The sequence below is a fragment of the Methanolobus sp. ZRKC3 genome, from assembly GCF_045291275.1.
Lineage (GTDB): Archaea > Halobacteriota > Methanosarcinia > Methanosarcinales > Methanosarcinaceae > Methanolobus.
On record NZ_CP146982.1, the window covers coordinates 476,731 to 501,587 of the forward strand.

The window sequence follows — 24,857 nt, forward strand, 5'->3', positions numbered from 1 at the left end:
CTAATAGTAATAGACATTACAATACAAGATTGAAATTGAAAGAATCAGTAAAATGCAACATAAGATGTGGAGCGTTGCACCATGTATATTAAAACATGGGGGTACAAATGATCTCTAACTACAATTACAGACCCAGGGTATATTTTCTTTGGACCTTTATCGCAACCTATGTTCTCTGGTTTGCTGGGGCGTATGTAAGTTTTCAGGATGATGGCAGCGAGTTGTATATGCTTCTTATGTTGCCAGGACTTATGGCGCCATTTCTTATTTCACTTGTTATGATCTTCAGGTCTGAAAATACAGATCTGAAAAAGGATTTTATTAACAGGCTTATCAACATAAAATTAATACAGCCAAAAATACTGCCAGTATTTATTTTTCTAATGCCACTATCGGTTTTGACATCTATCTTTCTCTCTCTTCCATTAGGGGAATCGATCTCGCAGTTCCAGTTTGCCGAAGGCTTCTCATTCTCAACGGGTTTTGTCCCTGTGCTTTTTATTCTTTTGCTTGCCGCAGGCTTTGAAGAACTTGGATGGAGGGGCTATGCCTTTGACAGCCTGCAGAGCCGGTACACCTACTTTACAGCATCACTTATTTTCAGTGTACTATGGTCGCTGTGGCACTTTCCGCTGGTATTTGTAAATAATTCCTATCAGTATGAGATATTCCACGAAAACATCTGGTATGGTGTGAACTTCTTTGTCAGCATCATTCCCATGGGAATGATAATCAGCTGGATATGCATAAAGAATAGGAAGAGCATTATTGCAGCTATTGTTTTTCACTTTATCGTCAATATGTCTCAGGAGATACTGAATATCACCCAGACCACGAAGTGTATTGAAACCGGGGTTTTGATTTTTGTGGCTGCTGCTATTATTGTATACGATAAGGAAATGTTCTTTTCAAGAGAACACCTTGAAGCTTAGGTTGGCTGAATGACAGATAGATCCACAGACCATTATTCAAAATTCATTCTAATCAGTTAAGAACAACCTCCCCCCTATCCAAATAACTACCCCACCACACCTTTTTATCAAAGTTCCATCTATTCTTTTATGGGTAAATATCGTATCATTCTACAGAGTCATTGTAAACATGGGTGGAACATGAAAGTCGTATACTTATTAGCATGGACATTGATAGTGTTTTTTGCTCTGGTGGTGCAAACGGGTGCAGCAGTTGAGCATGATTCGGATGGTTGTCTGGAATGTCATAGTTCTATAGGCAAGTTTCCGACGATAATAGATGATTGGGAGAACAGCAAACATGCAGAAAATGGTGTGTCATGTGGGGAATGCCACATTGCTGACCCGGCGGATCCTGATGCTGTGGCGCATATGGGGACTCATATCTCGCCTGTGGTGTCAGCAGGTGATTGCGGATTCTGTCATGTGGCGGAGTTTGAGGAGAATACCCGGAGCTTGCATTCTCTCGGTGCCAAATACTATGAACTGGATTATGACAATGAGGCATTGCCATATCTTGAAAGCAAAGTAACAGTTGATGGTGAGACTATCGTGAACCATGATGCAACAGTTAACGGCTGTCAGGCATGCCATGGTACCAACATGACCGGTAAGAGTACAGAGGACGCCAGTGTATGGCCAAATAATGGAATTGGAAGAATCAATCCTGATGGCAGTCTTGGATCGTGTTCCTCCTGTCACACACGTCATCTGTTCTCAGTGGAAGAGGCAAGAAAACCGGAGTCATGTGAACAATGCCATCTTGGACCTGACCATCCACAAACGGAGATATTCTTTGAATCAAAGCATGGAAGCATCTACAACACCGAAGGTGACCAGTGGAACTGGAGCGATGAGGAATGGCTGGCTGGGGAGGATTACAGGGCACCCACCTGCACTGTCTGTCACATGTCGGGAACAGATGAACTGGCAGCAACCCATGATGTTAGCTCACGCCTTTCATGGGAACTTGAGCCTCCAATATCCAGACGTACCGACAACACGGCAAACGCTCTTGGAACTCCCATCAGCGATGGGTCTACGTGGCAGGAAAAGCGTGACCGTATGTATTCAGTGTGTGCACAATGCCACTCAGATGACTGGATCACGAACTACTACGAAAATGCAGACAATACCGTCGAGTTATACAACAGGAAATACACTGATTCAAAACTGATAGTTGACGAACTCAGGGAAGATGGATTGCTCACCGAGCAGAACTTTGACGAACCCATAGAATTCAAAATATATGAGGTCTGGCATCACGAGGGCAGACGTGCAAGAATGGGTGCATTCATGCTGGGTCCGGATTTTGTCCAGTGGCATGGTTTCTATGAAATACTAAGGGATGAAGCTGAGCTTGAAGAAATGGCAGAACAAATTAGGATAAATGCCGAGATCCAGTCCCAGCTTGGAATTGAAGGAACAGATACGGATACTTCCAGCTTACCAGGATTTGAGTCCATGCTTGCAATTACATGCATTCTTGGTGCAATATTAGTATCATTGAGAAAGAGAGATTGATATCCGGTCTTGAATGAGGTCTACCAGGCTCTCAGTGACTCTTTCCTTTTGATCAACCCGTAGTTTATGTATGAGATCTCTGCATAGCCATTCTTTCGGCTATGTGGAAATCCTGATTCTGTAATAATATTCCACTTGTGAATCAGGATTTCCATGGAAGCGAATGTTGAAGATCCGTTAGATCAAATTTCCAATAAAGGTGAGATAAGTTCTTCTACCTTTTTGTAGCATTCACTTGCTTCATCGGATCTGCCGAGTTCATCAAGGGCATACCCTTTTCCTTCCCATGCATAAGCATATTCAGGGTTGATCTCGATTGCTCTATCGTAGCATTCTACTGCTTCATCATATCTGCCAAGTTCAGTTAGAGCATACCCTTTACAATCCCATGAATAAGCAAACCCTGGACTGATACCTATTGCTTTATCATAGCATTCTACTGCCTCATCATATCTTTCAAGATATAGGAGACTAGTTCCTTTCCCGTACCATCCATAAACAAATTCTGGATTGATCTCTATTGTTCTATTATAACATTCGATCGAATTGTTGTATTCTTCAAGGTACGATAGGGATAGACCCTTTTCATACCATGCTAAAATATTCTCTGCATCGGAATCTATTGCTTTATCTGAGCATTCAATTGACTTCCCAAAGTACTCTATTGATTCATTATACCTGTCAAGTGAATAAAGGACACATCCTTTTCCAGACCATGCTGTATAAAATTCAGGATCGATCTCTATTGCCCTTTCATAGCATTCAAGTGCTTCATCATACCCGCTAAGCTCAAGAAGAGAATCTCCCTTGTTAACCCATGCCATAGCATTCTCTGGTTCGATATCTATTGCTTTATCATAACATTCGATCGCTTCATCGTACCTGCTAAGTGCATTGAGGGATTCTCCTTTACTATTCAATGCATCGATATTGCCAGGTTCCCTTTCTAGTATTTTATCATAGGATACGATCGCTTCATCATATCTACTTGTTTCAAAAAATTCGTCTGCGCTGGCAACCTGCGTATCCTCTTCAACACATCCCGCAGAAAAAGCTGCTATCAATAAAGTGATTAGAACAAATGTTTTTACTAATCTCATAGTATATCTCCTATTATAATTTCTTAATATTTTGGTTTGTAGAATTCTCTGTCATATGAATAATAACTAATATAATATATTATTTATTTTTTACAAATATCCGAAATAGTCTATAATCTAACAATTAGAGCACTTCTACAAGAGCACAAAATAACAATCATTGCAGTGATCTTTAGGAACTATTAGTAGACATTACATTGGATTTCCATGTCATAAGACATTATATTTTTGTTTTGTCTTTTTTAAATAATTCAGGCAAAAAACCTTAAAAAAGAATATATCCTCTTTGGCGAATAATTTTTTGTGTAGAAAATATCCCAAATTCCACACACTCAATATTTTCAATAATACATTAATAAATAGCATATCAATCAATTATATTGTGGGAGTAGTGGGTATGAAGACGCATAACAGTCTGAGAATAGTGGCAACATTGTTTATTCTAATTCTTGTATCTGGTCTGTTTTTGAATGGTGCCAGCGCTAAAACCGTGGAGACGGACATTTATGTGAACCAGAATGAGCCCTATATCTTTGAGTTCACAGTTGATGGAATGGGAATCATCGATGCTGAATTGATAAGTTTTGAAGGCATGGCTGTTGAGCTTGCACTGGTCCTGGAATCGCCTGCTGGCAATAGGGAAGAGGTCTGGTGGTCGCAAGATACCGGAATGCCTTTGTCATTGATATATGAGGTTTCTGGAGATGACATCAGGGCAGGGGAAGTCTGGAAAATATTGGTAGTAAGCGGTATTTCAGCAGAAGGGGCAGGTGTCCTGAAAATAACATATCCGGCAGAAGAAGCACCAATTGAGGAAGGCCCAATTGAGGAAATACCGGTAGAAGAGGAGCCACTGAGGGATGTAAGGGAACTGCCAGAAAAAGAAGTGCCAAAAGAGTATGAAGAAGAAAGCGGTGGCACTTATTATGTTCTTCCTCTGGGAATAATATTTTTGATACTAATTGTTACTTTTGTAGCCGGAGGTGCTTTGTGGAAAAAAATGAGATCAGCATCACCGAATAAGCTGTCACAAGAAGAAAAAGAAAAAGCAGAGAATCAAACCGGATCAATAGAAGCTATCTCAAAGCCTGAAAAGGCATTGGTCTATCTTGATGAAACACCTTTACCCATTGGATTGTCTCCACATTCCATTGCTGAAGTTTCTGTAGGACCACATGAGCTAAAATTCATAAAAATTGAGAAATTGAAATGCTGGTACGGTAAAAAAGAAGCAATTGTCGTGCCAGGTGAAACAGTTGTAGTTGAATGTGAGCTGAAAGAAAATGAGATTAAAATGGTACTTTCAGCAGAACCGGGAAGCATACCTGCCGACGGAACATCCAGCTCAAACATAAAGGTACAGATAGAGGACAAAGATGGAGTTCCCATACTAGTTCCGGAAGATATAAGGATAGACCTGCAAACAGACCTGGGAATGATACAAACTCCTGTGATAATATCGGTGGGCTACGATTCAACCATGGCTGTTCTGGAGTCTTCGGAATCAGGTGGAACCGCAACTATAAAGGCAGAATGTAAGGGGATATTCAAAGAAAGTATAGAGGTTAAGTTCACAGAACTGGGCGATGATAATTGAGACTAAGTGCAATTTCCAGGTTTGTATGATCAGAGGATGCTTCATTAAAATATGTATGATGTAGGATGGAAATACTTATGTATTAATATTTACCAACTTTATTGGTAGTATCAGTTTATACACAATGTTTTTTGTACAGAGGAGCGAGCAGTGGGGCGATGACAACTCCTTTTGATTAGTGTTAGCTGTATATTTTGACTTTGGGGGTGCTCAAATGATTTTATGTGAATGTGGGGAATTCATTAAAAAATCAACATTTAAAGATTATATAAGTACATCACAAAACCCTTCTACAAGAACGATAGGGCATGAAAAATGCGGTTTGATATTCAATTTTGTTGACGATAATGTTTCAAAGAAATATTCATCCAGAAAAAGGCTGAAAATTCTAGCCATGAAGTTTGCAGAGAAAAATGATATGGAAAGGGAATTAATTGGAAAATTCCTCCTGGAGATTGATCGGCTGAAGTCTTGTGGGAATATGTCGGATCAGAAAATAATTCTTGAAGCATACAGAAGAGTATGGATTAGTTGAACCTGTTAAGTCGTTCACAGTATCCGTAATTGAGATGGCAATAATTTCATATTGGATTCTTAATTTTTGCATTTTATTTCTTGTTTTTACTAAAATGACGATTTAGGGAGTTTATAATTTTTAGTGAAGTAAATAATGAAAATATAAAGGGGGAAATGTAATGAGTGCAATTTTCGGTGAAAATTTGATATTTAGTCAAAAAAATGGTCATGATGTGGAACTAGTCGTGTTTGGTGATGAATTCTATGCACGCTATGAAACAAAAGATGGATACACTGTAGTCTACGATACCGATAGGGGGCAGTATTGTTACGCAATATTGCTTAATGGAAGGTTCGCTTCAAGTGGAGCACCGACAATAAAGCCTGTTCCGGCAGGGATCCGCAGGCATTTTAAGGAATCAAAGGATGTGCGGAACGAGAAGTTCAATCAAAGGTATTCAAAGATGATGCCTAATGAACCTGCTGTGGCTTCAAATATTGCTAGAACTATTGGAGCCAATGAGGGTTTACTCCGTGGAAGGCGTGTCAGTGAGGGGCAGGTCAGGGGTTTGACAGTTCTGGTTGAATTTGCCGATGTCTCCACTAACGTTACATCTGAGGAAGTAGATGAATTGTTGAACGCGGACAATTACACGCAGAACGGTAACTTCTGCTCTGTCCGGGAATATTTCCAGCTCGTATCAAGTGGAAAGCTTCATTACAGTAACTTTGTTGTCGGGCCAATAAAATTGAGCCAGAATCGTGATTATTACAAAAGCAACTTGTTCATTAAGGAAGCAATGGACATTGTCGTCAACGACATAGGGATCAATCTCTCTGAGTTCGATTCAAAAGGTGAAGGTATCGTTGATGCTCTAAACTTCATGTATGCAGGGCGTACAGTTTATGAGGGTGATCTCTGGCCTCACAACCATAATATCAATTTGAATTACGGGGGAGTACGAACCCACTTTTACATGCTCACAAGCTTAGGTCGGGAAAGGGTCGATCTGAGCATTGGAACATTCTGCCATGAGAATGGTCATCAGCTATGTCGTTTTCCGGATATCTATGACTATGGTACACGGGATGGGGACTTCGAAAAAAGCCGCGGAATGGGTAGGTATTGTCTGATGGCTTCAGGAAATCACCTTAACAGGGGACGAACTCCTGCACCAGTATGTGCCTATCTGCGTCATCTTGTGGGCTGGAATGAGCGTGAAATACTTTTAAATAGTCCAGGTTCTCATGAGGTCCATCATGGCGATTATGAAACCATAGTGAAATATGAGACTAACAATCCCAACGAATATTTCCTGATAGAGAACCGCACAAAGATTGGACTTGATTCCCATCTTCCAGACAGTGGTCTTGCTGTGTACCACTGCGATACCCTGGGTTCAAATGAGTGGCAAGGTGGGACGGAAGACCGGCATTATCAGTGTGGACTGCTTCAGGCGGATGGCCATCTGGACCTGGAAAACAACCGCAATTATGGGGATAAAGGAGATCTTTTTGCAGAGGTGGCGGAACTTGCTTTATCACACGACACTGTACCTTCATCAAGGCAGTGGGATGGGACAGATTCAGGTCTGATGCTCTCAGAGATCAGTGCACCCGGTGAGATCATTCGATTCACAGTTGGGCAGCCAACAGATGTCAATTTAGTGACTGCTGATGTTAAAGCAGATCTCCCGATTCCTGACTACGAAGCAATGGGTGTAAGCAGCGAGATAAATATCGCAGAGATTGGCAAGGTTAAAGCGATCAAGGTTGGTGTGGACATAAGCCACACATACATTGGGGACCTGCAGGTTGAACTGGAGGCACCTTCGGGAAAAATAGCCCTGCTTCATGATCAGGAAAGCGGACATCAGGATGACTTGCAGAAAACTTACAATTCAGATGCTGTCACAGAACTTGCCGACCTTACGAACGAAGCTACTGAAGGAACGTGGAAACTCAATGTGCGTGATATGCTAAGGCGTGATATTGGCAGACTCAATTGCTGGAGTATCGAGATAGAATATGAATCTGTAGACAAAATAGCTTCAGGTGAGAGTATGCCGAATGTGGTAATTCCCGACATTAATGGTGAAGGTGTCAATAGCGCAATTTCCATAGAAGAAACCGGATTGGTCAAAGATATAAATGTAAGTGTGGAAATATCCCATACGTACATAGGTGACCTGGTTGTGGAATTGCTTTCTCCTTCAGGTCAGAGGGCAATAATGCATAGCCGTTCCGGTGATGGTAAGAACGATTTGAGAATGTCGTATGACCTCTCCTCTGCACCGGCGCTGGAAACAATGCTTGATCAACAGATCAAAGGTGACTGGACCCTTCATGTTAAAGACCTTGCGAAGTATGATGAAGGGGTATTGGAAGAATGGTCAATAGAATTGACCTATTAAGTTGAAACAAAATACTAGTCAGGGTTTACATCGGGAAATGCTTGAGCAAGAGCGGAGGCTCTGCAGAAGGGATAATTCTCTGTGATCTCTCAGTATTTTCCCGATATTTCGTATTCTTTTTGAGAGGGATATATTTTGAACAAATTACGCATAGCGACATTTAACCTGGAAAATCTTGATGACAAAGCAAACCAAAAGCCGACGTTAGAAGAGCGTATAGCTTTGATTCGCCCTCAATTATACAGACTCGATGCTGATATCCTATGCTTTCAGGAGGTCAACGGTCAGGAACAAGAGGGGCATCCCCGTCGGTTGTTGGCTCTGCAGGAGCTTATCAAAGGTACGCAATATGCTGACTACCAGATCGTATCCACCATGACCGAAGATGGGAAACAGGTCTACGATGAGCGTAATCTTGTAATCTTAAGTCGGTACGATATCCTGGAATACCATCAGTACAAGCATGATTATGCACCTGCTCCGCATTATTTGCAGGTAACTGCAAAAACAATTGGTGAGGGGGAAAATAAATCAAGAAAAGTTAGCTGGGAGCGACCAATACTTTACGCCAGAATCAAAATTAAAGATCTAACAGTAGATATCATAAATGTCCATTTAAAGTCACGTATACCTTCAAATATAGAAGGACAGAAGCTAAACAATTACACCTGGAGGACCGCCTCTGGTTTTGCGGAGGGTTTTTTTATCTCCTCCATGAAGAGGGTAGGTCAAGCCCTGGAAACTCGGATTTTGATCGATAATTTGTTTGATGAAGATGAAGACAGGTGGATCGTTGTGTGTGGAGATTTCAATGCTGAACTCGAAGAGGTACCTTTGGCGGCAATAAGGGGCGAAGTTGAAGATACAGGTAATTCCAGACTGGCTAAGCGCGTTATGGTGCCCTGCGAACTGAGCATTCCGGAATCATCTCGCTTTTCACTTTATCATCGAGGGAAAGGAAGGATGCTGGATCATTTTCTGGTTTCCAGAGGAATGATGGGGTGCTATAAGGGTCTGGAAGTACATAACGAATTGTTGCATGATGAGTCAATTGCCTTTGCAACAGAGAGAAAGTTCCCCGAATCAGACCATGCACCGATGATTGTAGAATTTGAGTTGCATGATGGGAGTTTATAATATCAGGAGTGAGTTATTCGGCTCTGTAGGAATCCGGGACTAATTAATTGAGTACATTTTTGTTTTCCAGTGGAAGCCTGAAAGTAAAAGAGGAGCCTTTTCCAAGTTCGGAACTAAACTCAATGTTGCCTCCATGCATATCGACCATCTTTTTTACAAGAACAAGTCCCAGTCCTGTTCCCGATTGTTGTCTGGATAGGGAGGAATTTAATTGTGTGAATGGTTTGAATATTCTCTCCATATCTTCTTTTGAAATTCCTGTTCCCGTATCTATAATACTTACTTCTAAATTTGTCTCCACATTTCTCACAAATACTTTTACAGAACCTCCTTTGGGAGTGAACTTGATAGCATTACCAATGAGGTTGTAGAGTATCTGTTTGAACTTTGCCATATCAGCATTTATTGTGCTAACTTGCAGATCCATCTGTGATTCAAGAGAGATGCCTTTGTTTGATGCCTGGGGTGAGAGGATTGAAATGGTTTCATCAATTATATCGGTCACAAAAAATTCCTCAGGAACAAGTCCCATCTTGCCCGCCTCTATTTTTGAAAAATCCAGTATGTCATTTATGATTTCCAGAAGATGTTGTCCACTTATCTTAATATTGCTGACATAATCCATTTGTTTTTCATTGAGTGAACCAAATATCTCGGATTGAAGCATATCCGAGAAACCTATCACCGAGTTTAGAGGAGTTCTAAGTTCATGGCTCATATTGGCGAGGAATTGACTTTTTGCATTATTTGCATCATCTGCAATGATCTTGGCTTTTCTTAGCTCTTCCTTGCTCTCTTTAAGTTTCTTTTCAGCTACTTTCTGTTCAGTGATGTCGTCAACAGTTAACAGTACGAAAGGTTCTGTACCCTTCATCATCAGTGTTGTTGAGATGAACATATATTTTGTCGAAAATCTCCCATGATCCTTGACTAACAGTTCTGTCTCTTTTTTTAATATACTTCTGGAAGTCTGAAAAGTGTACATCACAGAATTACGGATCACACAATCTGAGCATTCCTCATTTCTTCCGCAACCTTCTCCTTTTTCAATATTTATACACTTGAATAGTTCTCCTCCAAGGAGTCCCAATGCTTGATCCCTTTCTGTATCAAAAGCTTCAAGAGAGCTCTGATTGATCTTTTCGACTTTCCCTTCCTGATTAACGACTATCATTATGAAAGGGGCACTATCGAAAACCAAATTCAAGATTATCATATCCTCCGATGACTCATCTTGTAATATTTTGGATTCGGTAAGGTCTAGTTCGTCATTATTCATAAACTAAAATTGGTATGCTATCATTAAAACTATATCGGATAATCAAAGGCAGAAGGGTAAAATATTTTAAGAATTGCACCCGAATTCGATGCAATATGACGAAATGTATTCATCATTAAAATAAAAAAGAAATGATCAGTGATACTACACTGATCTTCTGTTCTCACATGCTGGTTTAGTAAAATGTTATTATAGTTACCAATAAGACCAATCCCATGATCACGGGCCAGTAAAGCATTTTTGCAAAGACATTGTTCTCATGATTAATTAGGGGGATTTTTTTATCTGAAGCAAATAGGAGAGCATTAAAAGAAATACCCAGCACTACAAAATACATGATGATATAGAAGTACTCAAGATAAATAATACCGGAAGCTGTAAGTCCTTCTCGCAGAGATACGTGTGCTACCATCAATACCAGCATCAGTGAAGCACCGTACTTCAATATCTCCGAAGGGTCAGAGTCAACTTTGACCTCGGTGAAGAGAGCAATGAATAATAATAATGCTATCAACAGCAAAGGACTCATATAAGTGATAAATGGGGTTACAATGTCCCTTTTCAGTTCTATATTGAAATACAGATCGGGACTTGCATGACTATTATATTCATTGATGCCAAAATTTGTATCATATTCATTGACCCTGTATGAAAAATAACTATTCTGTATGTCCCATCCTTCAAGGACGAAGTCTTCTTCAATACCAGGTTTCAATTCCGGAACTATAGAATCATATGATTCCAGATCAGGAACTAGGATCACGTTATTTTCAAAACCGTCACTCCATAATCTGATCCATACAGTTTCCACATCAAAGGGATAGGATATATAGTCGAATTGTTCACGCAGAGTTGTTTCAAAGTACCAGCCTGCGACACCCTCTTTTTCATAGGCTTCGTCGATACTGGTCGACTCTGACTCAGGGAATATAACTCCCGGAACATAATCATCACTAATACCTTCTGTATGCTTCTGCCAGACATAACCCGTAACTGTTACATCGTTACCGCTTGAGAATTTGATAGATTGAATAAACATTCCTGTTGGGACCCTGATTATTGAATCCTTGTACTCTTTATTCGTATCTCCACTCTCTGCGAGATATATCTTCTCTAAAGAACTTTCAAGTCCTGATTGATCATATATGATAATATCATCTGCATTTTCAGAAACCGAGTTATCCATTGCAAGATTCCATATAAATCCAATTTCAACAAGGCACAAAATAGAGAAGATTATTACGATCTTCCACAAAGAACTAGTTTTGATGTCATTTCTTGTGAAACCAAGAATTGAAAGGGACGTTATGAATGCTATAATTCCCAGTGACAAATATATTTTCTGATCGTACTGTTCCTGGTTCATCTGATGCAGTACTTCTTCATCTTTAAGAACGACACCAAGGGCCAGATCGGTCTCGGGGATCTCCTCGTAGAATATCCATAATTTGTTACCGCTTTTAGGTTCATACACAGTGGTGGTGGTACCTGGGGATGTATCAATGGCAATCTGTCTGAATACATCGTCTGTTTCCGAGATATCAACAATGTTCTTGCAGACATAATCTTTTATGGGGTGGGATATAACGTCTCCATTCTGAGAGACTATAAATCCATATCCTGTATTTCCTAATTCCAGAGAACCTATGATGTTTCTTAGTTTCTCAAGAGAATAACTTGCATAGACTACACCTGCAGGAGAAATTCCATTCTCTTGTGCATATTTGGATGTAAAAGGTATCGAATATTCAACGATGTATTTGTTGCTCCTTGTTCCAAAATATGGCTCATTCCATCCTCCACCATCGGTTAATGCACGATGATACCAGTCTGTATTTGGGCCAATACCTGTCACGTCAGATTTTGCAGTATAATCATAAGATGCCTGGAAAAGCTCCGGTTCACCATATTTTCTGGAATATGTCGGAGCATAGAGTGATGTTGATAGTGAATCGCCTTCATAATTCTGGCAGGCACCTTTTTCGTATGCCACTCCCACTCCAAAGATATTGGAATTGGAATTAATGCCTTCATAAAGCCGTTCTTCGATAAGTTCTTCATTCAATTCTCCTGAACTCAGGTCAGCAGCAATTGATCCGGATGCCTCCGAAAGAATCCTAAGGGTTGAAGAAACCTGTTCAGCAGAATCCTGTGCTTCAAGTCGTGCAGAATCAATTGATGATTCTAACATCTGATCTGTGCCATAAGCAAGGTTGTATCCAAAATCAACGACTACAAAAAAACTTGCAATTAGTATTAACAATGATATTCCAGATATCAGCTTTTTATGATTATTATTGCTCTGGGTGGACAATTGAGCACCTCTCTAATAAGTATATATAACCAGTGGATTCATAGTAATTATAATAATATTAATCAATTAATAATCAAAGTTATATAAAAAGAATTGGTTCTGGATATGGCTCGCATGGTCAGGTATTTTGATTATACTTGAGCATAATTCCCAGGTATTTCTCACTGTGAAATATCCAGGATTATGTTTGTATTTTTCCAGATTGAAAAGAAATGGACGCTATGCTGGCAAAACTACTGATTGCTACCAAATTGTTGCAAAGCATTCAAAAAAAGTTAATCATATTTCCATCTTTATTCACATTTGACCGTAAAAGTAAAGTTGCTGCCTTTTCCAACATCACTTTCTACCCATATGCTGCCATCATGCATTTCAACAAACTTCTTGACAAGGGCGAGTCCAAGTCCGGTCCCTTCGTACTTGCGGGTGGTGTATGGGTTCAGTTGCTTAAATGGCTGGAAAAGTTTGCTGATATCCTCTTTGGGTATTCCTATCCCTTCATCTTTAACACTTATCTGTACCATGGAATCAGTAAGTTGTGCATTGATTTTTACTGTTCCTTTATTATCTGTAAACTTGATGGCATTACTTACAAGATTGTAGAGTATCTGCTTGAACTTAATCTTATCACCTTTTATGTATTCAAGTCCGGGTCCAACTGCAACATTAATATCAATACTCTTCTTCATTGCGAGGGGTTTTGTCATCAACCACACCTCATTCACAGCCTCGAAAACCGAAAAAGTCTCATAATAGAGCTCCATCTCACCAGCTTCTATCTTTGAAAGATCAAGGATATCGTTAATTAATTTGAGCAAATATTTTCCTCCTTTGAGGATGTGACTGACATACTTGCTTTGTTTATCGTTCAGGCTTCCAAAAGTTTCATCAAGAAGTATGTCTGAAAAACCTATTACAGAGGTGAGTGGCGTCCTGAGTTCGTGGCTCATGGTGGCCAGAAATTCATCTTTGCTGCGGTTTGCAGCCTCGGCAAGCAATTTGGCATGCAGTAATGCATTCTCTGCCTGTTTGAGTTTGGTAATGTCCTGAATGGTTCCGATAATCACATTCCGCTCTTTATAGTATCTTGCGATGGAGTGGATATCACGGATCTGCCCATCATTTTCTCTTTTTATCTTGAACTGGATATTGTATGGCTGATTTTGTTTTATGAGTTCTTTCAGTGTTTTATCCAGCATCTCCCGGTATTCGGACAATGGTATTATCTTTATCTTCTCAAAATCCGGCTCTGTAGAAAACCGATCAAAATCACTATATATAGATTTAAACAAGCAAATCTATTCAATAACATACAGTACTTTGTGAATTACTGTTAACTTCAAATTCCGCCAGAATATCGAGGATTTCTACAGAGCCCAAAATCCAGCTCTTTATCCTTTAATCCATATATCCTGGCAGCCTCTTCTGATGCATCAACCTTGCCTGAATTAAGGTCTATCTCATAGCTTCCAACATGTCCGATCTTTTGTGCATTACTGAGCTGTAATTTTTTCTTTTTTAATTCCTCTTCCGCTAATTTACGCTCGGTTATATCATGGATGATGGAATACAATAAATTTCGTGAATTGATAACAATGGGGCTACTATAGACTTCAACATCACGGATCTCACCGTTTGCAAGACGGTGCTTGAAAAAGAAGTAATTTCGCTTCTCTTCAACCGCATTTTTCATTTCAGCCTTGACCTTTTCGTTTGTGAGGGTGTTGATCTGATGTATCTTCTTATTCCTCAACTCTTCATAGGGCCAGCCATAAAAATCGCATGCTGCCAGGTTTGCATCAACAATATCAGAAGTTTCAGGGTCGATCAATAGCATGACAGCGTGGCTGTCTTTAAAGAGAGATCTATATGCATTATCGTTTTCCAGGTAAGAGTATAATCCAGAGTGTTCTTCTTTATTTTTCTCCGGAATTTCTTGTCTTTCTGTCATTGGAACGCCCAGTTCTCTTTTTCATGCAAGCGCTTCTACTCAAGAGGACCTGGCAAACACATTGATCTTCTGTTTGATTATTTAATTGCTTAAAACAGAAACTCGGAAAGTCCTGATAGTTATTTTAAAATTCCTTCGACGCTCTCTACATTATTATATTGCATAGAATTAAACTGTTTTTGTTTGGAGCTCAGTTGACAATCTAAAACATACGTGAGTAATTTATCTATATTACTGTGATTTTTCAACAGTTATCCAGAAAATACTTCCATGTCCTTTTGGATTATCTTCCACTCCAAATCTTCCACCATGCAGTTCGACTATTCTTTTTACGATTGCAAGTCCGAGTCCGACACCCTTTATGCCTTTTTTATCTACACGCCTGAATCGATCAAAAACATATCCTTTATCTTCATCGGCTATGCCTATTCCCTCATCGCTTACCGTTACTTTCCATTCATCATCATGATCAATGAAGTCCACGGATATATTGCTTCCATCCGGACTATACTTGATGGCATTTGATAAAAGGTTAGTAAAAACCTCTTCAATGACATAATTCACCTTTGCATCACATTTGATGTCGGTGTTGATGCTGATACTCTTCTGCGTTTCATTGATCTCTGACTTTAGGCAGTCGATAACCATCTGGAAAATAGAAACGATATTTAAGTTTTCAAATTCGATCTCATCCACTTTCTGGAATTTGCTGAGCTTGGTAGCAGATTCAAGCAAACTGATGAGACGTTCGTTATTGTCGTGGATCTTATTGATGATATTGGTTGTACCATCGTCAAAATGCTCTCTTAAAAGCTCTTCGCTAAATCCTTTAACTATGCTGGCCGGGGTCAGAAGATCGTGACGTATTATGTCTGTAAAGAGTTCTTTCAGTTCGTTTGATTCTTTCAGTTCTTCTGCATAGATTCTGAGTTCATTTTCAACCTTCTTCCTCTCAGAGATATCCCTGGCTGAACATATAATCGCTTTTTTATCTTCATATTCAACGAGTTTGGCATTTATTTCCACGGGAAAAGCAGAACCATTTTTCTTCAGGATCAAAGTTTCAAATACGTTATGTTTATTTTTTAAAAGTGTGGTATCACATTCTTCAAGAGAAGCTCGTAATTCGGGAACAACGATGTCATCATGTTTCATATTCAGAAGCTCTTTCCGGCTGTATCCTAGATGCTCGACCACAGAGTCATTTACGGCAATAATATTCCTGTCAGTGTCACATATGTATATTTCATCATCTATGGAATTAAATATTGTGTGAAGTTTATGTTCCGAATCACTTATCTTTTTCTGCATGAGCTTCTGATCAGTGATGTCCTCACCTGAACTGATGCCTCCGATGATATTTCCGTCCTCATCTTTCAGGGCAACATCATGCCAATATATCAGACGTTCTTCACCACTCTTCGTAAGTATCCAATTTTCAGTGTATTCCGGAGGTTCAAATTCTCCTGCCATCATTTTTTCATAGCCTTTTCTGCTTTGCTTCTTTACTTTCTCAGGTAAGAAGTCGTCAAACCAGTTTCTCCCTATTATTTCATCCTTGGAGTATCCAAGCACCTCGCATCCTTTATTGTTTACGAAGAGAATATTTTGATCTTTATCCAATATGCCTATAATAGACCCTGCTACATCAAGATAATTTTCAAGCCGCTCATTTTCTCTTTTTGCCAGGCTCTCTATTTTTTTTCTTTCTGTGGTATCTCTAAATATGATAAGATATGCCTTCTTTCCTTCAAAATCAACAACAGAGTTGCTGACCTCAACAGGAATTATTTTCCTATTCTTTGCAAGAAGGTGTAATTCAAAACGTTTTTTCATTGGCATATTTTTACTTACTGCATCAATGTACATTGAAAGTGCTTTTTCGTGGTACTCAGGGACAATAAATTCAAGGAAGTATCTATTGACAGCTTCTTCTTTTGTGTATCCTGTCATTTCCAAAGCTTTTAGATTTGCAAATTTGACTTCTCTATCTTGCAGTATTACTATTCCATCATTCCCGTTTTCAATAATCTCAAAATAGTTCTGTTCGGATGATTTTAGGTCAGCTTCAACTTTCTTTTTCTCTGCAATGTCAATAATTTTACAGAGGATGGCCTCATTTTTTCCATAGTAAAATCTTTGGGTATTAATTGTCGCAGGGAATGAATTCCCTTTAGCACAAAAGAACTCATCTTCAAAAGTGTATTTTTGCTTGTTCGTAATGTCTGTGATGATCTTGTCGATCATCTGGTCAGTAAAAAGACCTAAAATCTTTATGCTCCTCCCCAAAATATCACTGTATTCTTTATCCAGACATTCAGTAAACGGACCATTACAATCCAGAATTGTCCCTTGCAGATCAAATACAAGGATAAGATCTCCCAAACTGTCCAGTATGCTTCTTAAATTGTTCCCATTTTTGAAGATATTTTGCTCTTCATCTCTCTGGGTATTATCCACTACTTCCCACTCCATTTCTATCAATTTGACCTTTGTAACTGAATACTTGCAATTTCCCAGTTTGCATAGTTACTCGGACTACTGTAATTCAATCTGTTCTATACCTATTTGTTTTATACTTTAAAGACTTATCTAAATATTTTCCCGTTCATATATAAAATATTCATATAGTTGCATACCTATGTGTATCAATATATGTAATTATCTATAAACAGCATGTTCTCAGAAGTGGAATCACTAATAACATGCATGAAAATCTCATTGTCCACTGAACTACTGGATCGTACGAATTCAAGATTGGATAATTTCATTTCCTCAATACCTATGGTCTCGTATATTTCATAGGTCAGGGCAAAGGCTTTCTTGTATCCAAAATCGACTATTTCCTCTGATATACTATCTATACTTTCTGGTGTACTCCACTTGCTAAGGGGGATATCCCAGTCATTTTTCATATTTTCATACTTATGAATGAAACGCTCTTTTCTTGCATCGGCCTTATCAGGGTCGATCTCTTTTAGAACAATGTAGGTGTAGAGATCTGCATAGCCCTCATCCATCCATATTTGATCAAAATTACAGGCACGTGTCCAGTAATGTGCCAGTTCATGGATAAGGATCTCCTCACTGGAGCTGTGTAGCATCCAGATGCCTTTCCTTCCATTATTAAAACCTCCATATCCCTGTGTTTCATCAATGCTTGCCTGTGTGATGCTGATATTATAATTTGCAGGGAAAGGCACATTCCATGTTTCTTCTAATATTGGCAGGCTTTCAAGCGTTGTGTCAAGCATCTTTTGTGCCCATTCTTCTTCTCCTTCCCAATAATTCACTTCTATTTCCACATCCCTTTCCTCAAGGCATGCAACTTCTCGAAGTGTAAGCTGTTCGGTGAGTCTGACTGAATTCACAAAGCAAGAACCGGTCCATTTCTGCCCTTTTTCAAAGCTGTATACATTTGAGTATCTCTTTGTTTCAAGGGTGTAGTCCTCTCTTTCAATATAGGTATCAAAATCAGATGGCACTTCCAGCGTGACAGCTGTATTCCTGCCATATTCGTTAAGGTAAAATGTTGCTGTATTTTTGTTGACCTCAATATCATAGGCAACATAGAATCTGTAATTTTCTTCATACCAGACCTTTTTATTGAACATGAAGGTGTGGTAACCTTCTTCATCTTGCCTGAAAACGACTTTTCTTTCATCGTCATAAGATCTGATATTTTTTGCGTCCTTTGGGAGGTAATGATTGTAATTTGAGTAAAACCCTCTCCAGTATCTGGTATTAGGGTCATTGTTGTAGAATATGATCTCTTTTACAACATGTACTGTTTCTTCATCAGGAATAACACTGTATTTTGCATTGATCTCGGTGATTATCCTGTTATCATCTGCCATTGCACATGGTGTAAATAGTGCTATAATGATCATTGCAAATAAAAAACAATATATTTTGTAATTCCTGTGCACTTTTTTCTCCCATTGACTTATGAAAGAAAAACTTAGTGTACATCGTTTAATATATTATGGCATGTTTATTAGAAATTTGTACGTGAATAATGAGTTTGTGGCCACAAAAACACTAATAGTCAGTATAAATTATAATATTATGTGTATCATTCAAAATTATCATGTACATTGCCATGTTTTTTGCGTGTACCTCTATTCAGCCTTAATAGCAAACCATTTAAGTGTGGTATACCTTAAAGGTTAATACATACAGCGTGATTTTATGAAAGTACCCGAACTAAAACAAGACTCTATCATAACAGAATGGTTGCAAACATTGAACCCAAGTGCAAACACAGTGAGAAACTATCTCATGTCCATGCAAGCATTCACAGAATGGGTAGATATGGAACCCGAAGAACTCGTAGAAGAGGCTGAATCGGAAATGATGTCAGACATAGTGCCAAGAAAAAGAAAGGTAAAATCCTATCTTGTCGGTTTCCGTAATAATTTGCAGGCCTCGGGGCTTGCTCCCATCACCATCAGGGGATATTTGACAGGAGTCCGATCCTTTTACAAGTCCTTCGATATCGAATTGCCAACATTACCAAAGGCAGGCAACAAAGCCCGAACACTTGAAAAGAACAATAAGATTCCCACTAAAGAAGACATTCAAGCTGTTTTAAAGGTGGCTGATCCACTTGAAAAAGCTATAGTTCTCTTAGGTATTTCAAGTGGGTTAGCAGCAAATGAAATAATCTCTCTCACAGTAGGACAATTCAAGAACGGCTATGACTCAGATACGGAGATAACTACAATCACCATGAGAAGGGCAAAGGTAGGGTATGATTTTACAACCTTCCTAGCCCCAGAAGCATCTCGTACCGTATGGGAATATCTCACATATAGGGAGAGAACCGCAAAGACAACCGATGCCAAGAAACTGAACCAACTTGAAAAACAAAGGGTAAGGGACGATTCAGACGCTCTTTTTTGCAGGCGCTGGGTAACTGATAAATATCTAACAGTTTACGATGATTCATTACGCAAAATGAATCTGCACGCCTTGATGAAACTCTATCGCCAATTATCGGACAAGACTGCAAGAAGTGAACCTGTTGGACAGTGGAACCTCATTCGTAGTCACAATATGCGCAAGTATTTTTACTCCGCTCTACTTAACGCAGGCTGCGATTCATTCCACGCTGAGTTCTTTATGGGGCACACCCTTGACGATACGAAAAGTGCCTACTTCAGAGCAAGTCCTGATAAACTCAGGGAAATTTACAAACAGTACATTCCCTATCTGACAATTCAAAAGGAACTCGATGTGGCTTCATCACCTGAATATCAGGAACTTCTAAGGCAGAACAAAATTCATCAAACTGAGTCTGCAAGACACATTGTGGAACGTAGTGAAGTAGTAGATATGCATAAAAGAATGTCAGCGATGCAGAAGACCGTGAATGTTTTAATCGAACAAGTGGGCTACGAAACTTTTAAAAAAATAAACACCAAGTTGCAGGATGAAATAAATGGACACATAATGGACGACGAATTATTGGGATTTGATTGGTCCGATGTCGAGGAATAATCAAAAACGATAATCTGGATTTTCGGGTAGACAAAGCTGATATCGGGTTGAATAAGGTTGGAAAAGAAGAAGTAGATGTCACGGAGGCAAGGAAGTATCGAGAGTCTAAGGATAGGGGGATAGGAAGTTTGAGTACAGGAAATTCTGAATGATCTTGGGGAATTTTGGGGAATTTTCCATGTTTTCTCCCCCAGTACCATTTGCTATCAAAAGTGGATCTACTATTATTTTGAAATGTCCTTCTCCAAGACCTATTCTAAATCAAACTTCATTCTGGATGAGTGAAGAGATCCACCCATTGTAATTGGGCATGAAATTTTCTTCACTTACATTTATTATTTTTTAACATAGCCGTTCCCCAGCCCTTCCTTCAAAAAATCCCATGATGCAGGAAAACAATAAATGTCATATTTCATAGTGATTAAACCTGCCTATAATTGAAGAGTTTTATACCTACTCTCTGTAGTATCTATTGATAGATGGTTCAGAATGAACCTAAAAATGATATGTGAAACGTAGAATTGATGCGGGGGTTTGTGAGGCAACTTGAACAGCGTTTAGATTTTTTTCTTGAGTAGATAACTGCTATCGTTGTTTTATCTTTGATAAGTTAGTAAGGTGTATTTTTCGGCCTTAAAATCATAAACTCTTGCTCCAGAACATTTTTATCACTCGTTTATTCTTACCTCGACCTCGTCTATAAAAGGTACCTGTTGTAAGATAATCAAGGCATTTGATACTCTCTATTCATTGCTTCAAGTTTAAATCCTCCAGTCGCTCTATAAACTTCTCAGCATTCGATATTGCAAATATCTCTGAAAAAGAACAAATCAGCAACTTTGTTAATTTTGATAAGTAAAAAACAGTATCTTAATAATAGCAAATTGTAGTCAATTTTTAGCAAGATAGTATGAACACGATATATGAAATACAATGTAAGTCAAAAAGTACATATTATAGAAATACATTGTATTTCTTATGGCTGTGAATCGTAAAACTCTAATAAATGCTGCGACGGCGCGATCTGTGCTTCAAAAATATAAGCAGCTTCCTATAACGCACCCCGACAAACCTGCCTTTGCAGCAGCTTTGGCAACAATTACAGCTGAAAACCTAGGGGGTGCACTCTATACTTACAGCGATGATGGTAGTACACCATTTACACTTCTTGTAGCAAAATGGACTGAATCCAACCCTCCCAAAGCAGTTCTATTAAATAAATCAATTTCAGACTGGACTGTTGCTATGTCCTTTTGGAACATTGCCAATCAAAACCTATTCAGAAGAAACGAAGGGTTTGAAGAAATGGAAAACATTGATTGCATAATTATGAAGTCAACATATGAATTATGGACAAACACTCCAAAGGGAAGTCCAGTTCGTTGGGCAGAAGCCGCCCGTCTATATGATGAATCATGTCTGGCAGGATTAGAAGGTTTATGGTTTGTTGATGGTGATTTTGAAAAATGGAACAATCAGCTGGATGACTTAAAGCCAAGATTACTTAATGTGTTAGGATATGATTCGGTTTTAGAGATTACATCCAAGCGTTCAGACAAAGCATTCCCAACGGAGTTCTTAAAAGAAGTCCTTTTTGCTGGCGGTAATGAACAGATTCTCACCAATATGGCATATTCTTGTATAGCAAAACCGCTTCCTAACCATATTCCAATTGAAGTTCTGAGGAATCGAGGTGATCTAAGTCCGACTCAGGCTCTAACATCTTATCTTGTAGATGATGAATATGGCCCCAAATTGACCTATGCAGCTGCAGCCAATCTGCTTGGAATGAAAAACAGGCAGGAAATTGGCACTCATCTCAAAAGGGCTAGAAACATCTTACAAAATTCTGGTCAAGATGCGAAGCTAAGCAGAATTCATCGCTCCAAAAACGTCCAGGAAGAGGCACCCAGGGCTCTTGAAATAGCATTCTCCCTCTGAAAGACGAAAGGTTCAATGACTTCGATAATTAAAGAAAACAAATTTTCACAAAAATTTAATTATTCCGAGGTTCAAATCTTGTCCCCCGCACGTTACGTTGGGGTAATAGGTATCTTGAAAAATAGATACTCATAATTTTACAAAGTTTTTCAGAGTTTTAAAAATCAACAGTTGATGAAAATAAAGGCAGTGTGTGGTAAATCATTCCACACTACCCCAGTGTATTTTAATATATTCACTTTTTTGCGCCTCACTTAAAGCTGGAGTGCTTGCAAAAAACCGAATAAAAAACTGACCATTCTTGAGAACAAAAGGTTCTTCGGATCTTTTAACTTCTATGCAGCAAATATCTTTTCCTAAAATCTCATGATAGGTTATCACTAAGTACTCATTCAATATTTCTGTTGGAACATACCTTTCTAATATATGTGTCAATTTAAGATTGAAATCATCTCTGTTGAGCCTACTTTCTCTGTTTGAATACTCATTTTCAAGACCTAATACGTCTCCCGAATTTGATACACCTATTAAAAGGTGACCACCTTCTGAATTCATAAAACCTGCTATGCTTTTTGCAATCTTATATTTTTGATTTGAATCTAACTCATATCCCTCTGGAGGAACTGTTAAAAATGGTTTAAATTCAAGTTTTTCGTACTCGCCTTTTTCGATAAATTTAATAATTTCAGCCTTGTGAATATTGAGTAAAGGTATCTTACTATCCCGTATAAATGGCTTTAAAGCGTTTTTTGCACCACAATCCCTACACTCTAAACTCAAAACAACTCTATCTCTCTGTCTTTCAGTTGAATCCGTCCATACGCCACTAACAAGCATTACACCCTTACCGTCTGCTCTTTTACTTTCTTTACAGTTGGGATGCAAGATACAAAAATAATCAGTACCCATATATTCAAACTCAGGATGTTGAGTTTTCCAAGAACCATGATGTTTTGGGTTTCCAGATATTAAATGACCTCGGGTATCAAATTCATTTTCTCTTTTGGGTAAACAATACGGACAAATAAGATCTTGAGAAAACCAATCTACGTTGTCAGGGGTATTTGTTACTTCCATTCCGCAATCTGGGCAAGAGATAATTTCAACATCAAATGGGCATAAATCAAAAGCTATAGTGAGATCACACCCTGAAAACGGAAAGCTATATTTCTTCTCTAATGGAAGTGGGTATTCTTCAGATGAAAAATCACCCAGACATTCTATATCCGCTTTAATTATTTGTTCTAAGTCAATATCAGGATGTTCCTCAAAAAATTCATCTGAATAATAGACTGATTCATGTGAACACTCTTCAAATCTATTATCAATTTCTTCTTTAGTAAATTGTCCATGATCTAATAAATCATTTGTAACGCTTATTCTACTTGAATTAGGAGCTTTTTCATGTTCTTTTAAACGATAAAGGGTCCTGATAATAAATTCTAACAAGTGTTTTTTATTTTCTTCTTCAGTAGTTCTCAGATTTTTAATTTCAAAAGGTTCTTTTTCTTGAAGTTTTCTTAAAATATGTATAACACATTCATCACATTGGACTAAAACATCATTTTCTTTGTAATATGTCATTTATTTCATTCCCTTACTAACTAAAACCTTAAATGAAAGCCTTTGGATTAAGTATAACTGCTTAAAGTAAATGACAGTACAAATATATTATATAAAGTATTGTACTTAGTAAAATCTATTAAAATCTGCGAAATTTTTAATTACCCATATTAATTATGAATGGAGGTTCCATATGACAATAGGAAGAACAATTTCAATTTACTTGCCAGATGCCAATCCACAAGGCATTAAGATTTGTGATTTTTTAGATTCTATTGTTAAAGCAGTTTCTATTCCTAGAGCAAAATTGAATGAAGCATCACAAAATCCAGAACTTACTCAGCCAGGTGTTTATTTCCTAATAGGTGAAAAAGACGAAGTTGGAAAGCCGAGTATTTATGTTGGAGAATCTGAGGTATTGTTAACTCGACTTAATAAACATAACAAGGAAAAAGACTTCTGGAACCAAGCTATATGCTTTGTTTCTGAAAAGAACAATTTGAACAAAGCTCATATCAAGTACCTTGAAAACCATGCCTGCAATGAAGCAAAAAAGGTTAACAAATGTACTCTTGAAAACAGTAACAATCCCACTCAATCATCTTTAACAAATCAGGATCGAGACTTTGTTTTGCGTATTTTTGAGGACTTAAAAATAATCATGACTACTCTTGGCTATCCTATTTTTGAGCAATCAAAGAAGCGTAGTAAAATTAATGTGTATTACTGTAAGAGCAAAAATGCTGATGCAGTTGGTGAATACACTGAAGAGGGTTTTGTTGTCAATAAGGGATCTAAATCGAATATTGAAGAAACCCCATCTGTACTACAAAGCATCAAAACCTTTAGAGCAAATTTGATGGAAAAAGGGATACTAAAAGAAGAAAATGATGTTTATGTTTTTCAAGAAGATTTTACTTTCTCTTCGCCATCCATGTCGGCATCAGTTGTACTAGGGAGAACTGCTAATGGCTGGAGAGAATGGAAAGATAAAGGTGGTAAAACACTTGATGCTATTATAAGAAAAGGAAATGTAGAGGAGGAATAA

Annotated in this window: 17 protein-coding genes; 9 read left to right on the forward strand and 8 right to left on the reverse strand. The window is 38.4% G+C overall.

All coding sequences use genetic code 11. The features are described from left to right. Window positions 1-107 precede the first annotated feature (107 nt). Together mmrce1 and V7O66_RS02330 are read left to right on the forward strand one after the other, a co-directional pair. Window positions 108-932 carry an MmRce1 family CPBP family CAAX prenyl protease gene (gene mmrce1 / locus V7O66_RS02325; RefSeq protein WP_406661379.1) on the forward strand — a complete coding sequence of 275 codons (825 nt, stop codon included), beginning with the start codon at window positions 108-110 and terminating at the stop codon, window positions 930-932. Between the two features lie 180 nt (window positions 933-1,112). Beyond that, on the forward strand, window positions 1,113-2,495 hold the full coding sequence (locus V7O66_RS02330; protein WP_406661380.1) for a multiheme c-type cytochrome: 1,383 nt from the start codon (window positions 1,113-1,115) through the stop codon (window positions 2,493-2,495). A gap of 182 nt (window positions 2,496-2,677) precedes the next feature. Here the strand turns inward: V7O66_RS02330 and V7O66_RS02335 are convergent, their stop codons facing one another. Continuing rightward, the gene (locus V7O66_RS02335) at window positions 2,678-3,595 is read right to left on the reverse strand and encodes a tetratricopeptide repeat protein (RefSeq protein ID WP_406661381.1); all 918 of its coding nucleotides are present in this window, start codon (window positions 3,593-3,595) and stop codon (window positions 2,678-2,680) included. A 397-nt stretch (window positions 3,596-3,992) separates the two neighbouring features. On the opposite strand from V7O66_RS02335, the gene V7O66_RS02340 reads away from it, so the two are divergent. The 4 genes from V7O66_RS02340 (at window position 3,993) to V7O66_RS02355 (ending at window position 9,259) form a co-directional block, all read left to right on the forward strand. Next, window positions 3,993-5,192, forward strand: coding sequence for an invasin domain 3-containing protein (locus tag V7O66_RS02340; RefSeq protein ID WP_406661382.1), 1,200 nt, complete (start codon window positions 3,993-3,995; stop codon window positions 5,190-5,192). A 214-nt stretch (window positions 5,193-5,406) separates the two neighbouring features. After that, window positions 5,407-5,727, forward strand: coding sequence for a hypothetical protein (locus V7O66_RS02345; protein ID WP_406661383.1), 321 nt, complete (start codon window positions 5,407-5,409; stop codon window positions 5,725-5,727). Between the two features lie 160 nt (window positions 5,728-5,887). Beyond that, entirely contained in the window at window positions 5,888-8,122 is a 2,235-nt protein-coding gene (locus tag V7O66_RS02350) for a M6 family metalloprotease domain-containing protein (protein ID WP_406661384.1), read from the forward strand. Between the two features lie 135 nt (window positions 8,123-8,257). Further along, a complete protein-coding gene (locus V7O66_RS02355) occupies window positions 8,258-9,259 on the forward strand; it encodes an endonuclease/exonuclease/phosphatase family protein (protein ID WP_406661385.1) in 1,002 nt (333 codons plus the stop codon). A 43-nt stretch (window positions 9,260-9,302) separates the two neighbouring features. Here V7O66_RS02355 and V7O66_RS02360 read toward each other — a convergent pair whose 3' ends face one another. The 6 genes from V7O66_RS02360 to V7O66_RS02385 form a co-directional block, all read right to left on the reverse strand. After that, window positions 9,303-10,538 carry a PAS domain-containing sensor histidine kinase gene (locus V7O66_RS02360; RefSeq protein ID WP_406661386.1) on the reverse strand — a complete coding sequence of 412 codons (1,236 nt, stop codon included), beginning with the start codon at window positions 10,536-10,538 and terminating at the stop codon, window positions 9,303-9,305. Between the two features lie 175 nt (window positions 10,539-10,713). Further along, window positions 10,714-12,852: a cache domain-containing protein gene (locus V7O66_RS02365; protein ID WP_406661387.1), complete on the reverse strand. Its 2,139-nt coding sequence runs from the start codon at window positions 12,850-12,852 to the stop codon at window positions 10,714-10,716. Window positions 12,853-13,145: 293 nt separating this feature from the next. Further along, a complete protein-coding gene (locus V7O66_RS02370) occupies window positions 13,146-14,144 on the reverse strand; it encodes a PAS domain-containing sensor histidine kinase (protein ID WP_406661388.1) in 999 nt (332 codons plus the stop codon). Between the two features lie 47 nt (window positions 14,145-14,191). After that, a complete protein-coding gene (locus tag V7O66_RS02375) occupies window positions 14,192-14,803 on the reverse strand; it encodes a PAS domain-containing protein (RefSeq protein WP_406661389.1) in 612 nt (203 codons plus the stop codon). 231 nt (window positions 14,804-15,034) lie between these two features. Continuing rightward, on the reverse strand, window positions 15,035-17,278 hold the full coding sequence (locus V7O66_RS02380) for a PAS domain S-box protein (RefSeq protein ID WP_406661390.1): 2,244 nt from the start codon (window positions 17,276-17,278) through the stop codon (window positions 15,035-15,037). Window positions 17,279-17,451: 173 nt separating this feature from the next. After that, window positions 17,452-18,693 (reverse strand): hypothetical protein, encoded by a 1,242-nt coding sequence (locus V7O66_RS02385; RefSeq protein WP_406661391.1) that lies wholly within the window; start codon window positions 18,691-18,693, stop codon window positions 17,452-17,454. Between the two features lie 301 nt (window positions 18,694-18,994). On the opposite strand from V7O66_RS02385, the gene V7O66_RS02390 reads away from it, so the two are divergent. Both V7O66_RS02390 and V7O66_RS02395 read left to right on the forward strand, forming a co-directional pair. After that, window positions 18,995-20,305, forward strand: coding sequence for a tyrosine-type recombinase/integrase (locus V7O66_RS02390; protein WP_406661392.1), 1,311 nt, complete (start codon window positions 18,995-18,997; stop codon window positions 20,303-20,305). A gap of 978 nt (window positions 20,306-21,283) precedes the next feature. Continuing rightward, window positions 21,284-22,246, forward strand: coding sequence for a hypothetical protein (locus V7O66_RS02395; protein WP_406661393.1), 963 nt, complete (start codon window positions 21,284-21,286; stop codon window positions 22,244-22,246). 201 nt (window positions 22,247-22,447) lie between these two features. Here V7O66_RS02395 and V7O66_RS02400 read toward each other — a convergent pair whose 3' ends face one another. Then, complete coding sequence (locus V7O66_RS02400; RefSeq protein ID WP_406661394.1) at window positions 22,448-23,830, reverse strand: helix-turn-helix domain-containing protein; 1,383 nt, start codon at window positions 23,828-23,830, stop codon at window positions 22,448-22,450. A gap of 172 nt (window positions 23,831-24,002) precedes the next feature. Between V7O66_RS02400 and V7O66_RS02405 the strand changes: the two genes are divergently transcribed. Continuing rightward, window positions 24,003-24,857 (forward strand): GIY-YIG nuclease family protein, encoded by an 855-nt coding sequence (locus tag V7O66_RS02405; protein WP_406661395.1) that lies wholly within the window; start codon window positions 24,003-24,005, stop codon window positions 24,855-24,857.

Bases quoted from the DNA above. Each gene is read 5' to 3' on its own strand.
- mmrce1 (WP_406661379.1), top strand. From the start codon at position 108: ATGATCTCTAACTACAATTACAGACCCAGGGTATATTTTCTTTGGACC.
- V7O66_RS02330 (WP_406661380.1), top strand. From the start codon at position 1,113: ATGAAAGTCGTATACTTATTAGCATGGACATTGATAGTGTTTTTTGCT.
- V7O66_RS02335 (WP_406661381.1), bottom strand. From the start codon at position 3,595: ATGAGATTAGTAAAAACATTTGTTCTAATCACTTTATTGATAGCAGCT.
- V7O66_RS02340 (WP_406661382.1), top strand. From the start codon at position 3,993: ATGAAGACGCATAACAGTCTGAGAATAGTGGCAACATTGTTTATTCTA.
- V7O66_RS02345 (WP_406661383.1), top strand. From the start codon at position 5,407: ATGATTTTATGTGAATGTGGGGAATTCATTAAAAAATCAACATTTAAA.
- V7O66_RS02350 (WP_406661384.1), top strand. From the start codon at position 5,888: ATGAGTGCAATTTTCGGTGAAAATTTGATATTTAGTCAAAAAAATGGT.
- V7O66_RS02360 (WP_406661386.1), bottom strand. From the start codon at position 10,538: ATGAATAATGACGAACTAGACCTTACCGAATCCAAAATATTACAAGAT.
- V7O66_RS02375 (WP_406661389.1), bottom strand. From the start codon at position 14,803: ATGACAGAAAGACAAGAAATTCCGGAGAAAAATAAAGAAGAACACTCT.
- V7O66_RS02380 (WP_406661390.1), bottom strand. From the start codon at position 17,278: ATGGAGTGGGAAGTAGTGGATAATACCCAGAGAGATGAAGAGCAAAAT.
- V7O66_RS02385 (WP_406661391.1), bottom strand. From the start codon at position 18,693: ATGATCATTATAGCACTATTTACACCATGTGCAATGGCAGATGATAAC.
- V7O66_RS02390 (WP_406661392.1), top strand. From the start codon at position 18,995: ATGAAAGTACCCGAACTAAAACAAGACTCTATCATAACAGAATGGTTG.
- V7O66_RS02395 (WP_406661393.1), top strand. From the start codon at position 21,284: ATGGCTGTGAATCGTAAAACTCTAATAAATGCTGCGACGGCGCGATCT.
- V7O66_RS02400 (WP_406661394.1), bottom strand. From the start codon at position 23,830: ATGACATATTACAAAGAAAATGATGTTTTAGTCCAATGTGATGAATGT.
- V7O66_RS02405 (WP_406661395.1), top strand. From the start codon at position 24,003: ATGACAATAGGAAGAACAATTTCAATTTACTTGCCAGATGCCAATCCA.